The following is a 13,857-nucleotide window of genomic DNA, read 5'->3' as shown; positions in this document are numbered from 1 at the left end:
AGACGCACTGCTGTGCGTCTCTACAGAAAAATGGGTATAAAAATGGCAACAATATCAACACAAAGCATATCGTAGAGACGCACTGCAGTGCGTCTACACAAAGTTATTCCTCTACCAATTGCTCAATCAACTGTAATCTTTTTACAATACTATTTTTATCCAAAATTGTCCCCGGCGATAAAACCGCATTTGCACCAACTTTAGAATTATCACCTAACAATGACCCAAATTTATCTGAATGGGTATTGATAATGTCTTCTTTATATTTAACCGAAATGTTTTTGTTTTTTCTCTCGTTGTAATGATTGGCACAAATTGAACCTGCTTCAAAATTAATATTTTGACCAATCAGGCTGTTTCCTATATAATTAAAATGAGCTACTGCCGAATTATCAGAAATAAACGATTGTTTTATTTCTGAACCCGGACCAATTTTTACAGATTTCCCAAATAATATTGGCCCTCGTAAATAAGCATGCGCACCAACATAACAATTTTCTGAAATGATGATTGTTCCTTTTAAGGTTACGCCTTCTTCAATTACGGCTGTTTTGTGTATCGCAGTTGTTCCTTCTATTTTATAATCAGCTGAAAGAAGTTTTAATTTTTCTAAAAGTATTTTGTCCAGTTCATTGACAATATTCCATGGCGCAGTATTAATATAATCTGGAAAATAAAAATCAAAGTTTTCTATAAAATCGATTGGTTTTATCATCATTTGTTAATTTAAAAAAAGTTCTATTTAATTTATAAAGATAAGATTTTCGAAAATTTGAATTTTAGTATTTAATAAAATAAATCTAAGATCTTGAAATGCAAAAAATGACAATAATATCAACACAAAGTATATCCGTAGAGACGCACAGCAGTGCGTCTTATGCGTAAAGTGATATAAATTGTGGTTACGTTGTGTTAGACGCACTGCTGTGCGTCTCTACAGTAAAAAATGGGTGTAAATTATTTGCCTCCTGCTTTAGCTGGAGGTTAACTTATAGAAACATAAAAAAGGCTTTAGCCAAACTATGAAGTTCGGCTAAAGCCTTTTTGACTACAGATTTTTATACCTCCAGCTAAAGCAGGAGGCAATTGAATAAAATGGCTATAAAAAAATTATTTAATATCTGCTTCAAAAGGCGAAGCCGGCAAATTTTCTTTATTATATAAATTGGCTTCTGCCGGATTATCTGCCCACGCATATCTTACTTTTACCGGATCTGCAATTGAATCATTACTCACGATAACTTTATCGCCGTCGATAATGGCTTTTGCCCAAACGAATTTCCCATCATTTCCGGCAATTGCAAATTCTTTTAATTCACTTCCGGTTTTGATTTGTAATCCTGTTCCAACATCTGAAAAACTTAGAATTAACTTGTTGCCTTCTTTTTTTATTGATTTAAAAATCGGTCCCGAAGCGACTAAATTTTTCTCGCCATAAACCAATTTTCTTGCCTGAAGCGACAATCTTTTCCCTACATCGTATTTGTTTAAAGGGTGAATATCATTCCACTCTCCTACATCAATTGTTACGGCCATTGCGGTATTTGGAACTTTTAGTGTATTCAACTGCTGTTGTCTTAAATCTGCCCAATTACTTTCAACTGGTTCCGGTTTTGTTTCCATATAATTGGTCAGCTGAACGAATAAAAAAGGCAGCTTTTCCTGTTTCCATTGAGAGCGCCAGTTCGAAATTAAGGTTTCCATTAAAGGAAGATATTCTGCTGGTTTTTTGGTACTCGATTCTCCCTGATACCAAAGAATGCCTTTTATGTCATAATTTTTTAGCGGCGCAATCATAGCATTATAAAGTCCGACTGGCTTTAATCTGACGAAAGTTTGTGCCGGAAGTGGTAACATTTTTGCACCTAATTTGTATTTCCAGATTCCTTTTAAATCAATTGTTTCGTCGCCATTAATTAATTCATACGGTTTATCAAATACAAAACCTCCTTTACCCGAATTACTGATAACTCGAACGGTAATTTCGTTTTTTCCTTCTTTCAAAATATTGGAATTGAAAGAGTAAATTCTTGGCGGATATTGATAGGAAGTTGTGCCAACAAAATGTCCGTTTACAAAAACCGAATCGGCATCGACAATTCTTCCTAAAATAATCTTCGCCTGATTTTCTTTTATTTTCCCCAGCGTAAATTCTTTTTTGAACCAAACCGAACCGTTTATATTTCCGAGTTCACCGTCTGCCCAGTAACCGGGAACGTTCATCGTTTTCCAATCGGAATTATCGATTTCAGCTACCCATTTATTTTTTAGTCCGGGATCTGTTTCGTCTAATAATTTGTCCCAGTCTGAACTTACTTTATCGTCGTTTTCGTCGATTTGTTTTTCGAGGCTTCCATCTTTAAATTTTAAATATTCCTGATAATAATCGGGGAATTTTTTAATGTTTTCTTCGCTGATCCAGGCTTCTGCGGGAGAACCTCCTAAAGAGGAATTGATTATTCCAATTGGGATTTGGTATTTTTCATAGATTTCTAAAGCGAAAAAATAGGCAACTCCAGAGAATTTTAAAACGCTGTTTGGATTTGCTGCGATCCATTCTCCGGAAGAGAAATCGGTATTTTCTCTTTCAAAAAAATATTGATTGGGAACTAGAAATTGTCTGATGTTCGAATTCTCCGCTTTAGCAATATAGTCCTGATATTTGTATTTAAGCCGTTCCATTGACAGCTGCATATTCGATTGACCGGAACAAACCCAAACGTCACCAAAAAGTATGTTTTTCAGGGTGATTGTGTTGGATGCTTTTAAAGTCATTTCGTATGGTCCGCCTGCTTTTTGCGATGGAAGCTGAATTAGCCATTTTCCGTTTTCGGCTGTAATGGTTTTGTATGTTTTGTGATTGAAATCGAGTTCTATTTTTTCTTTTGGCGACGCCCAGCCCCAGATATTGACTTTTGTATCGCGCTGTAATATCATTCCGTCGCTTATTAGTCTTGGGAGTTTTATTTGAGCATTGGCATTGAAAACTATAAGTATTGCTAGTATTATTTTTTTCATTTGGTCTTGTTTATTTTTTAGCCCACTGATGACACGGATTATACTGGTTAACGCTGATTTTTTTTGCCACGACCCGAGCGATAGCGAACAGGCGAAGCAATTTCACGAATTTTCACTAATTTTTTTCTGCCCTCGGAGAACACTAATTATTTTAAATCATTTTAATCTGTGTTAATCTGTGGCTAAAAATTTTTCACGCAGATTTAGCAGATTTTTTAATCTTAAAAAAAATAATTCGTGAAAATTAGTGAAATTAGTGGCAAAAAAACAGAAAAAAACTACTCATAAATGTATAGTTTTATTTTTTGAATTTCATAATCGCCTACTGAAATTCTCAAATGTCTTCCTTGATGGGTTTGGTCTCCGTTGAAATGTCTGATGGTTCTCCATTTTTCGTTTTCAAATTTTCCCTGGTCTGTTTTTAGTATTCCGGCGTTTGCGGTTTTATTTTTTAATGGTTTAAAAGTTACTACAATTCCAGAACCTGCTATGTAAAATTCATCGGGTGTGATTTCTATAATTATAGCGCTTGCTGTTGGCCAGGTTTCTGCTTTTGCGCCTTCGGACCAATTTAGGGTGTAATCGTGTTTAAAGGTAAATTCGTAGTTTCCTAGATTAGCTATTTGTGTATTATTTTCCTTGTCTAATAGAACTCCATCAATTTTTCCTTGACCTTTATTGGTTTCAATAACTGGAGTTAACTGCTGTACTAAATCGTAAATTTTGCCTAGCGGTTCTTTTTTTGCATCGGTTACAGACTCTATAGAGAAAGGCGAAAAACCAATGGCTTCATAATGTCCGATTGCATATAAACCTTTAAACGGTGCGGTTTCATCAAAACGATGTTCGGGAATAAATAACGGATCGCTTTGTCTTGTAAACAAATCATTCCATTGTTTGAATGACGGATTATAAAAGTCTGGTGAAAGAAAATCTATGGCGTTTCCGGCTGCTTTCCAAACGTCCATTAGGTGCGGTAAAGGCCCGGCACTTGGATATTCTCCCGGTTTCTTTTCTGGTGCATTTAAGGCTGCGTTTACAAACATTGGGATTGGATAAGCATCTTTTCCGGCTTTAGCTATTGTATTGGTGAATTTTGAAAAATACCAAGCCATGAAAATCTCATCGGTTTGGAGGTTTTTTCCGAAAATTTCTTCCCAGTTTCCAGTTGTTTTAAATCCGTTTTTCTTCCAGACTGCCGAGAATTCAGGAACTAGTTTTTCTTTGTTTTTCTGTAAATATTGAATGAATTCTTTTGGAACTTCTTTTTTAAATGCTTCATTGGCTAACGGATGATAATCGCGTGCCGTTGGCAGCATTCCGATTTCGTTTTCGACCTGAACCATAATGACGGTTTCTTCTTTTTGGTCGAAATCTTTAATGTGTGACATTAGTTTCTGAAAAGCTTTTAAATCGGCTTGCAGGTTTTCTTCGCTAAAAGGCGTTAAAATTTCATGACTTTTATTTTTATCATCTTTTATTCTTGGATATTTTTTCTGATTCAGTTTTACCCATTCCGGTGCGTGGCTTGACATACTGTTTTTCCAAGATCCAAACCAAAGAAATACTAGTTTTAGATTTTCTTTTCGGGCTCTTACAATCAAATCATCTACTAACGAAAAATCAAATTTACCTTCCTCCTTTTCGATTAATTCCCAATAAATTGGCGTTAAAACTGTGTTGAGGTTCATGTCTGTCAGTTTTTCCCAAATGGGTTCCATACTCTCCATAGTTGTTGCCGAAGAATTTCCTAATTCCCCGCCGCGAATAATGAAAGGTTTGTCGTTGACAATAAGTTGTGTTTTATTTCCTTTTTTTTGAAGATGCGGTATTTTTTCCTGAGCATATCCGAATTGTAAAAAAGCAAAAAACAGGAGAACTATTGTATTTTTTGGGAACGTAAACATTTTGATTCTTTTTAAATTAAAAACAAATAATCCATAATACAAATCCTTTCAGATTCATATTATGGATTAAGACTACACTTAACTTACTTAACCAACTCTCCTGAAAAGTCTTTACTTACATCTTTTCCTGCAAGACCATCAGCAGTTCCTTTATAGGCGTGTTTACGAACGTAATTTGCATCCCAAAGATTTGGTGCTTCGTCCGGAAGCCAAAATTCATGTTCTTTTGAGTTATCAGAAACTCCCCAAACTGTAATACCATATTGCTGTGCTGCCGGAATATGTTTTTTATACATATCTACCACATATTGATACATTTCGGCTTGTGATGCCTGCTGTGCAACGGTTGGAGCATTTGTTCCTAATCTCACATCAAGCTCAGAAATTTTAATCAATTTTCCTGTCGCTGCCAGTTTTTGGAACATCTGGGCAATTTTATCTTTATCTGTATTTAAACCTATGTGCATTTGCGTTCCAATTCCGTCAACTTTTCCGCCTTGGCTTTCAATATATTCCACATATTGAATCAATCCGTCGCATTTGTCTAATCTTGATTCTAAATTATAATCGTTGATAAAAAGTTTGTCTGTTGCGTTTCCGTATTGACGCGCCAGTTTGAATGCGGTTACAGCATAATCTTTTCCTAGATATTTAATCCAAGAGAAAAAATCGGCTGCGGTATCGCCTTCATTTCCTGTTCTTAATGTTCCGTCTTCTTTCATTGGTTCATTTACAACATCCCAGGCAAAAACGCTTGTTTTGTAGTGTGTCATCATTTTAGAAACCCAGTCAGCCATAGCATCGCCAATGATTTTTGTTTTTTCTGCATCGGTTTTATTGATGGTTATTGGTGCTGTTGGGCCTCCGCCAGATGATCCATCCGTTACTGAAACATTGTCTATGTAATAAGTTCCGGCAGTTCCTCCTAAATCAAAGTTTAAACCTGTTTCAGTTCCGTTTCCGGTAAATTTCCATTCTATTAATTTCCATGTTGGTGATGTTGCCTGATCTCCCTGATAATGTGCCGTTGTTCCTGTTGTTGAACATCTTACAGAGCCAGCTGCTTCAGAACGAATCATAAATGAAATTGTATATGCTTTTCCAGATGTTAAGGTTGAAGTAAAATCAGCATGAATTTGTGTTTTCCATTGATTTGCTGCATCCGAAGTTGCGTTTACCACTTTCATCGCTCCATTTCCTTCATATGCATCAGACACGCCTGCTGCGCTTAAAGCATCATTAGCTCCATTGTATTTTGACCATCCGCTGATACCTGCATTAAAATTACCATTGGCAACTAAATTTGTAACTGTGGCTGCAGCATCAAGATCTACAACTGCAATAGTATTTACATCAATTAAATAGGTCACATTTGGCAGATATCCCAAATCAATATTGAATTTGAAATTGGTGCTTCCGCCAACAAAATCTCCGGGAGCTAATTTAATTTTAACCTGCTGCCATGCTGTTGTTGTTGCAAAAGCTTCTGTCCAGGATCCGCCTGTGCTGAACCAGTCTTTGTACGGATATTGGTTCGTTAATGAAGCATTGAAAGAAATACGTCCTTTTCCTGTTACATCTGATTTTATATAGAAAGAAATCTCATAATTGTGACCACTTACAATGGATACGTTTGGAGAGGTTAATTGCAGATTATATGGTGCAGAAGATGTCGCACTTGATTCTAATTTAATAGCTTGTGAACCCGTTGCAAGTCCTTCATTTGGTGCAATAGCAATTCCTTTTCCGGGATTATTTCTTGCCCAGTTTGTAAATGTTCCGTTTTTTAAACCGGCAACATCTAATGTGTTGGTTCCGCTTGAACCGGGAATTACGGTTGGCGCAATTATACTATTTAAATAACTTGCATTTTGGTTGGAATGCCAAACCAAAGTATGACCAAAAACTGTTAATCCAGCTTTTTTGGTTTCGGCAATAAAGGCATCTACTTTAGTAAAATTAATTTCACCTTTTGAGTTTACCATTGCGCCGTGTTTCATTTCATAACCCGGTGTAACCTCATCAAAGTTGTCGTTTACAATTTTGCGGTACGCTGCGTCAGTTAGGTATAAATCGGCACCAATTCCGTTTCCTAAAACAAAATCTGTGTACGTTTTAAGGTTATCGTATCGGCTTATTTTTTCTACTAATGCCAGCGGAAGTTCTGCTCCTGTTACCTCGCCATGCTCCGGATCTTTTTCCCATTCCATTAAATTATCATCACAAGATGCCAGAAGCATTAAGGATGAGGCAATTACTGGCAATATATATTTATATTTCATTTTGGTGTTTTTTTTTAGTTAGCAAAATCATTGTAAACCGGAGTATCTAATGATACAATTCTCCAGTTGTCTGTGTACACTTTTACTGAAGTTGGTTTTGAAGCAAATTCTACTTCACTTGCAGTTCCCAGAACATCTTTCATTTTTACATCAGCATTTTCGAACCAAATACCAAAATTTTGATATGTTGCAACTTCACGATAGGCTAAAACAGCTTCAAAAGTAAAAGGTTCTTTCGACCATTGATAAAATTTGTTCAACGGAATGGTAATCGTTATCCATCCTGTAGTTTGAAAAGCAACTGATTTTCCATCAACAAGCCACGGAATGTAGTTGTAAACCCCGCCAGACCATGTTCCGGCATTGAAATTATTGATTGTACATATTTTTAAATATCCTGAATCTTTCCATGCGTCTGGTACATAGATATCAAATTGAAATGCTACTTTATCAAGCGGTGTGGTTGCAGGAATAAAAGGAGTTAATTGTGTTCTCCAGTTGTCTACGCCTGTTCCTGCTGTCCAGGTTTCTGTTGCTCTTCCTGTCGCTGCAGGAATAGAGGCAATACGAGCCGGACGATGTGGTACATATTTGCCTTGTGAAACATTTCCTGAGCCTATAGCTGCCGATTCTATATCCGTTGCTAAAATCATTCCGTTGGCAGGAGGAGTTCCCCAGAAACTGTGCGTTCCTCTTCCATCAAAGTCTAAAATAATGCTTCTTTTGCAGTTAAAATAAGCCGGAGAATAAACGCCTCCGTTTGAAGTTTGAACGAATAATGAACCTCCGTTGTCTGAAACGCCATTTGGCACTGGAACTGTAAAAAATTCACCGTCTTCATCTGAAGTAATTCCTGTTGATACTTCGATATTTCCAGGAAAAACTACTTTGCTTACTTCGGTTAAACCAGTTCCTGAAACGGTAATGGTTTCTCCTGCATTCGGCATTGTGTTTGAAATGTTTGTAATTGCTGGTTTTCCTGAACGAATTTCAAATGAAAATGTGGTTTCATTATTATCGTTTACAAATCGAATCGTGTTTCTTACCGATGGATCTGCTTCTAGAATCGGGGTATCTGCAGAAACATTGATCAGCATTGAATTATCGGAAACAAAAACTACATTAAAATAAGTTTGATATCCGTTGATGTATACTCTTTTTAAGCCTGTAAAACCAGAACCTTGTATACGCAAAGCTTGTCCTAAACGGGCAAAAGTCACTTCTCTATCCGGAACGGTTGAATTTACATCTTCCAGAAAAACTTTTGATATGGTTATGGTTCCGCCTTCAGAATCGTTATTATCACAAGAAGTAAATAGCGTACTAAAGAACATAATTCCCAACAGTGCGATGGGTGCCCAATATTTTTTATTTAAAATATATTTCATATTAATATTTTTTAGATTGTTGTTTTTCAAAATACTAGAACAAGTCTGTTATTTTTTCTTCTGTAAATTGATACGGAACTGGATTTTCTCTCAACAACGGATTCTGAACCAGTTCTGATTCCGGATAAGGAAGAAGGAAAATTGTAGCATCGATCACGCCAATTGAACGCGGACTACTGCTTCTTGCCGGATCTATAGACAAGGTATTTGTTGCCGAATCGTAAAGAATTGGCTCAATTGTTCCGCGGTTTTGTGCCGTTACGTAGTTGATAACTTCTTGCTGTTTGTAATAAGCGCGTCTCACTAAATCGTACCAATATTGTCCTTCCATTGCAAGTTCAACTCTTCTTTCGTGAATGATGTCTGCATAAGTCAAGGTTGTTTTTGGATCAAGACCTGCACGAACACGAAGTTTGTTTATGCCATCTAAAGCAAGTGCATCTGCTGTTGAAGCGTTGTTTCCTAAAGCGGCTTCGGCATAATTTAGATATACTTCTCCTAAACGCAGCATATAAGTATTTAAGGCTGAGTTCATACGGCTAATTTTAGAATTGTCTTTTGTAGAACCTACAACTCCTTTTTTTACGGTTAAGAATTCTTTTGCGTGATCGACTGTATAACCTCCGTTTGATTTGTTGATTTCCGGATAAAAATCATCATCGCCCATCCATGTTGCTTTACGGCGAAGGTCTTTTGATTCGTATTCTCTTAAAACATCATTCGAAGCTCTTGTCCAGTATCCCCAAGCGGCATCATCTCCTGTAATATCAGAACCTAAAGCAAAATAAGCCTGATGTGTATTAATAACTCCATAATCTCCGTTTGGAACCCATTGTAAGGCAAACATCGATTCGGTATTGTTGTTGTTATCAATCATAAACAAATCGGCGTAGTTTGACATTAAACTATATGGACCTGAGGTGATTACTTTTTCGGCAGCTTTTTTGGCTAAATCTAAATATTGCTGATTTCTTGTTCCGCTGTTTGGGTTATCGCTAACTCCCGAATAGGATAGGTAAACACGAGATAACATTCCGAATGCGCTGTATTTTGTTAAACGCCCGGCTTGTCCTGCCGTTTCTGGCAGATATTTTGCCGCAAATTCTAAATCGCGAATCGCAAATTCATAAACATCTTTTAACGGATTTTTGTTTACGATTGGGTTTTTAACCAATTCTCTCGGGTCTGTAGAAATAATTACATCTCCCCATAAAGAGGCTAAATACCAATAGGCAGTTCCTCTCATAAAACGGGCTTCGGCGATATATTTGTTTTTAACGCTTTCGTCTACTTTACTATCAGAAATTCCGATAATTACGTTATTTGATTGCTGTACAACATTGTATAAAGATCCCCAAGCCGAAACTAAAGGTCCTGTTAATCCTGTTTCAGATAAATCTGTAAACGGATAAACGTAATCAGAATATGGAGCGTACAAATTATCTGAACGTCCGTCGCCTAAACCGTAATAGAATTTATCATTAAAGTCAAACCAGACTCTGTTGTAAAGCGGGCCTGTTGCCGATTGAAAATCTGATTCTGATTTATAAAAATTCTCTTTTGTGATTTGATCTTCTGGTTCAACATCTAAAAGATCACTACAACTAGTCCAAACAAATGGCAATGCGATCATAAGAACCGTGTAAAATATTTTTTTTGTTTTCATAGTCTGTAAATTTTAGAAATTAACATTCAATCCAAGCGTTGTAATAATTGGCGAAGGATAACGTCCATTATCAATACCACTTAAAAGCGCATCCTGATTAATTGATCCCACTTCTGGATCGTAACCTTTGTATTTTGTAAAGGTTAAAACGTTTTGAGCGTTAGAATATATCTTAATGTTTGAGATTCCGTATTTAGAATATAATTTCTTTGGAAGATTATATCCTATCGAAATATTTTTTACTCTTACATAAGAACCATCTTCTACAAATCGGTTGCTGAAACGGTAGTTTGATGCTGATGATGCAGACGATGCCGCAATTCTGGTCATATATGGATCTCCGCCCACAATTTGTACATTACGATAATCGTTTGGCCCGTTTGGATCGATTAATTCTAATTGCGCATATCCTAAAGAAGATTTCAATAAATTGGTATTTTCACGAGGATTTTCTAACCAGCGTCTTTGGTAGTTTACGATATCATTTCCGTAAGAACCTGTCAGCAAAATGTTGATATCAAATCCCTGGAAAGAAAATGTGTTTCCGATACCGAATGTGAAATCTGGAGCCGGATTTCCGATGTAATCGCGGTCTTTTTCGTTGATGATTCCGTCTTTGTTTACATCTTCAAAAATATAATCTCCAATCCAAACACCGTTTTCACCAATCGCCATTCCTTCTGGCAAAGCCGTTGGTTTTACCACTCCGTCTTTATCTTTATAATAGAAATCTGTAGCTTTTTCAAATCGGCCAATCACTTTGTAACCGTAAAATTGTCCAATTGCTTCTCCAACCGCCGTTCTGGTAACAGTTGTGACATCAGAACCTTGTTGAATGTTTTTATTTAATACGCCAGATTCTGTATTAAGTGCCAAAACCTTGCTTCTGTTCATTGAGAAAACAATATTCGATTTCCATATAAAATCTTTTCTCTCCATATTAATGGTATTCAAACTAAACTCAAATCCTTTATTTTCAAGAGATCCAATATTTACTGTTGGCGGTCTTGTCGCCCCTTGTCCCGTTGTTCCTACGTAAGCCGGCAATGGAAGTTCAAGCAATAAGTCGTTTGTTTTTTTGTAATACACATCGGCAACTAATTCTACTCTGTTGTTAAAAAGTCCAAGGTCTAAACCTAAGTTGCTTGAATATGTGGTTTCCCATTTAATGTCTGGATTTGCTGTATTTCCTGCCAATTGTCCAGTTCCCCAGTTTGTTGCCGAAGATCCGTAAATTGAAGTATAAGCGTAGTTTGGCGCACTTTGATTACCAACGGCTCCCCATCCTAAACGCAATTTTAAATTGTTGATGGTTTTGTTTTCTTTTAAGAAATTTTCATTTGAAATTTTCCAGGCCAAAGCTGCTGACGGAAACCATCCCCAACGGTTTTCTTCTGCAAATTTTGAAGATCCGTCTCGTCTTAAAGTCGCAGTCAGTAAATATTTATCATTGAAAGAATAAAACAATCTTCCGAAGTAAGAGCTGATAGAACTTACACTGCTTGCATTTGAGTTTCTGGCTGTTGTAGCATCTCCGGCATTTAAATCTGTAGCGCCGTTTGTGATGTAACCAGAACGGTATCCGTAAAGGTTTTCCCAGCTTGATTCCTGCATTTCCTGACCTAACATGGCATTAATGGTATGTGCGCCAAAAGTTTTATTGTAAGTCAATAAATTGTTCCAGCTCCAAAATGCACTGTTTGATTTTGTTCTTGTTCCTTCGCGCACATCGTTTACCAATGCTCCAAAAGTATACGATGGATTAAAAGTATAATTGTTTGCAAATCCGTAATCTAACGAATATTGTGTTTTGAATTTAAGTTCTTTTGTAAAACCAATTTCAGCATACGTATTAGCTCTAATAGCGTAATTTTTATTGTGATTGTCTTTTATAGAAGCTAAACCTATTGGATTATTTTGAACGAATTCTGTAGTATCAGGGCCGTCAAAACTTCCATCAGCATTACGAACCGCAACGTTTGGCGTTTGTTTTAAAGCGGTTATGATTAAAGCATCGTCTGTAACCGTTGTGGTTTGATTGTATTGACTCAGGGCAAAGTTTACTCCCAATTTTAAAAAGCTTTTTACCTGAGAATCTACAACTCCTCTTAAATTGAAACGGTCAAATGAAGAACCAATTGCTATACCTTCCTGATCTAAATAACCAATTCCTAAAGAGTAAGTTGTACTTTCTGAGCCTCCTGAAGCTGATAAATTGTAACTCTGCATTAAAGCGGTGTTGAACAATTCTTTCTGCCAGTCTGTTCCTTCGCCCAATAAATCAGGACGAATAAAGGTATTATCACGCTGTACAATTCCTAAGTCCGAACGTGTGTTTTTTAATGTTCCGTATTCTCTAAGGTTTAATAAATCCAAATGTTTCGGAATTTCCTGCCATCCTACATAACTGTCAAAGTTTAAAGTAAGATCGCCTTTTTTACCGCGTTTTGTGGTTACAATAATAACCCCGTTTGCCGCTCTCGAACCGTAAATTGCAGTTGCAGAAGCATCTTTTAAAACATCCATCGAAACAATATCTGATGGATTAATCATAGAAAGCGGATTCGTGTTTACTGAACTTGTTGTATTGTCGATAATAACACCGTCGATTACAAAGATTGGTTCATTTGATCCTGTTAGCGAACTGATACCACGAATACGAATAGAAGAACTTGCTCCCGGCGCACCGTTGTTTGCCTGTACGTTTACACCCGCCGCACGTCCTTGTAAAACCTGCTCGATTGATGTTGTTACCGATTGTGTAACTGCCTGACTTGTTACTGATGAAACAGAACCTGTTAAGTCAGATCTTTTCATGGTGCCGTAACCTACCACGACAACTTCTTTTAAGCTGCTTACATCTTCTTCAAGTGTTACATCTACTTTGCTTTTGTTAGCAACCGCAACGTCTTTTGATTTATAACCAATAAAGCTGAAGGATAAAGTTGCATTTGCGGGAACCGGGCTGATGGTATACGTTCCGTCAAAATTAGAAACTGAACTGATTTTAGTTCCTTTTACAAAAATGTTTACTCCCGGTATTGGTCCGTTACTATCAGAAACTGTTCCTGACACAGTGGTTTGTGCATTTACCGCAGCAGAAAATACCAACATCAGGATTAAGTACCCTAAATTTTTAAAGTATTTTGATTTGCTTTTAGTAATTAAAAGGTTAGTCATAAATAATTAGTTTAATGAGTTAATAGTATGGTTTAGTTAGTTTTTTTTTATGAAATGATGCAGAAGCTGTTTTCAGAATAAAAACAACTCATAACCATTATTAAAACAAATATATATAAAAAACAATAACACACAATCGGTTGCGTTAATTTTATTTAAGAATTTTATAAAAATAGTATCTTAAAAAAACACATAGTTTACTTATAATCCTAAAAAATTAAATTATACTCATATTTATAAACGTAATCATTCAAAAGATTATGAATAAAAAACTGTTTTGTTCAAAATATTAAAAAAAGCATAAAATGAAGGATTTAAGATATTTTCAATACATCTACATCGTTTTAGTAATATAAAAAGTACAGAATAATTGAAATTTTAACTTAATATTCTAAAGAAAAGCTGAATACAAGCGC

Annotated in this window: 7 protein-coding genes; all 7 read right to left on the bottom strand. The window is 36.2% G+C overall.

The genetic code is table 11. From position 1 onward, the window contains the following. Nucleotides 1-103: 103 nt before the first annotated feature. On the bottom strand, nucleotides 104-718 hold the full coding sequence (locus BUE10_RS16840) for an LbetaH domain-containing protein (RefSeq protein WP_234984758.1): 615 nt from the start codon (nucleotides 716-718) through the stop codon (nucleotides 104-106). A 392-nt stretch (nucleotides 719-1,110) separates the two neighbouring features. Beyond that, on the bottom strand, nucleotides 1,111-3,018 hold the full coding sequence (locus BUE10_RS16835; protein WP_073486950.1) for a sialate O-acetylesterase: 1,908 nt from the start codon (nucleotides 3,016-3,018) through the stop codon (nucleotides 1,111-1,113). A 278-nt stretch (nucleotides 3,019-3,296) separates the two neighbouring features. Continuing rightward, nucleotides 3,297-4,925, bottom strand: a complete 1,629-nt coding sequence (locus BUE10_RS16830) for a GH35 family beta-galactosidase (protein WP_073486948.1) — start codon at nucleotides 4,923-4,925, stop codon at nucleotides 3,297-3,299. A gap of 83 nt (nucleotides 4,926-5,008) precedes the next feature. Beyond that, nucleotides 5,009-7,207, bottom strand: a complete 2,199-nt coding sequence (locus tag BUE10_RS16825; RefSeq protein ID WP_073486946.1) for an endo-1,4-beta-xylanase — start codon at nucleotides 7,205-7,207, stop codon at nucleotides 5,009-5,011. Between the two features lie 14 nt (nucleotides 7,208-7,221). Then, the gene (locus BUE10_RS16820) at nucleotides 7,222-8,595 is read right to left on the bottom strand and encodes a glycan-binding surface protein (RefSeq protein ID WP_073486945.1); all 1,374 of its coding nucleotides are present in this window, start codon (nucleotides 8,593-8,595) and stop codon (nucleotides 7,222-7,224) included. A gap of 34 nt (nucleotides 8,596-8,629) precedes the next feature. Further along, nucleotides 8,630-10,261, bottom strand: a complete 1,632-nt coding sequence (locus BUE10_RS16815; RefSeq protein ID WP_073486943.1) for a RagB/SusD family nutrient uptake outer membrane protein — start codon at nucleotides 10,259-10,261, stop codon at nucleotides 8,630-8,632. A 12-nt stretch (nucleotides 10,262-10,273) separates the two neighbouring features. After that, nucleotides 10,274-13,441, bottom strand: a complete 3,168-nt coding sequence (locus BUE10_RS16810) for a SusC/RagA family TonB-linked outer membrane protein (protein ID WP_091290759.1) — start codon at nucleotides 13,439-13,441, stop codon at nucleotides 10,274-10,276. Between the last annotated feature and the right edge of the window lie 416 nt (nucleotides 13,442-13,857).

This window comes from Flavobacterium sp. CF108, from assembly GCF_900129795.1.
In the GTDB taxonomy this organism is placed as follows: domain Bacteria; phylum Bacteroidota; class Bacteroidia; order Flavobacteriales; family Flavobacteriaceae; genus Flavobacterium.
Note: the sequence above shows the minus strand (reverse complement) of the source record. Positions and strands in the feature narration are given on the sequence as shown.

Excerpts from the sequence above, each read along its gene's own strand:
- BUE10_RS16840 (WP_234984758.1), bottom strand. The coding sequence starts at position 718 with ATGATGATAAAACCAATCGATTTTATAGAAAACTTTGATTTTTATTTT.
- BUE10_RS16835 (WP_073486950.1), bottom strand. The coding sequence starts at position 3,018 with ATGAAAAAAATAATACTAGCAATACTTATAGTTTTCAATGCCAATGCT.
- BUE10_RS16830 (WP_073486948.1), bottom strand. The coding sequence starts at position 4,925 with ATGTTTACGTTCCCAAAAAATACAATAGTTCTCCTGTTTTTTGCTTTT.
- BUE10_RS16825 (WP_073486946.1), bottom strand. The coding sequence starts at position 7,207 with ATGAAATATAAATATATATTGCCAGTAATTGCCTCATCCTTAATGCTT.
- BUE10_RS16820 (WP_073486945.1), bottom strand. The coding sequence starts at position 8,595 with ATGAAATATATTTTAAATAAAAAATATTGGGCACCCATCGCACTGTTG.
- BUE10_RS16815 (WP_073486943.1), bottom strand. The coding sequence starts at position 10,261 with ATGAAAACAAAAAAAATATTTTACACGGTTCTTATGATCGCATTGCCA.
- BUE10_RS16810 (WP_091290759.1), bottom strand. The coding sequence starts at position 13,441 with ATGACTAACCTTTTAATTACTAAAAGCAAATCAAAATACTTTAAAAAT.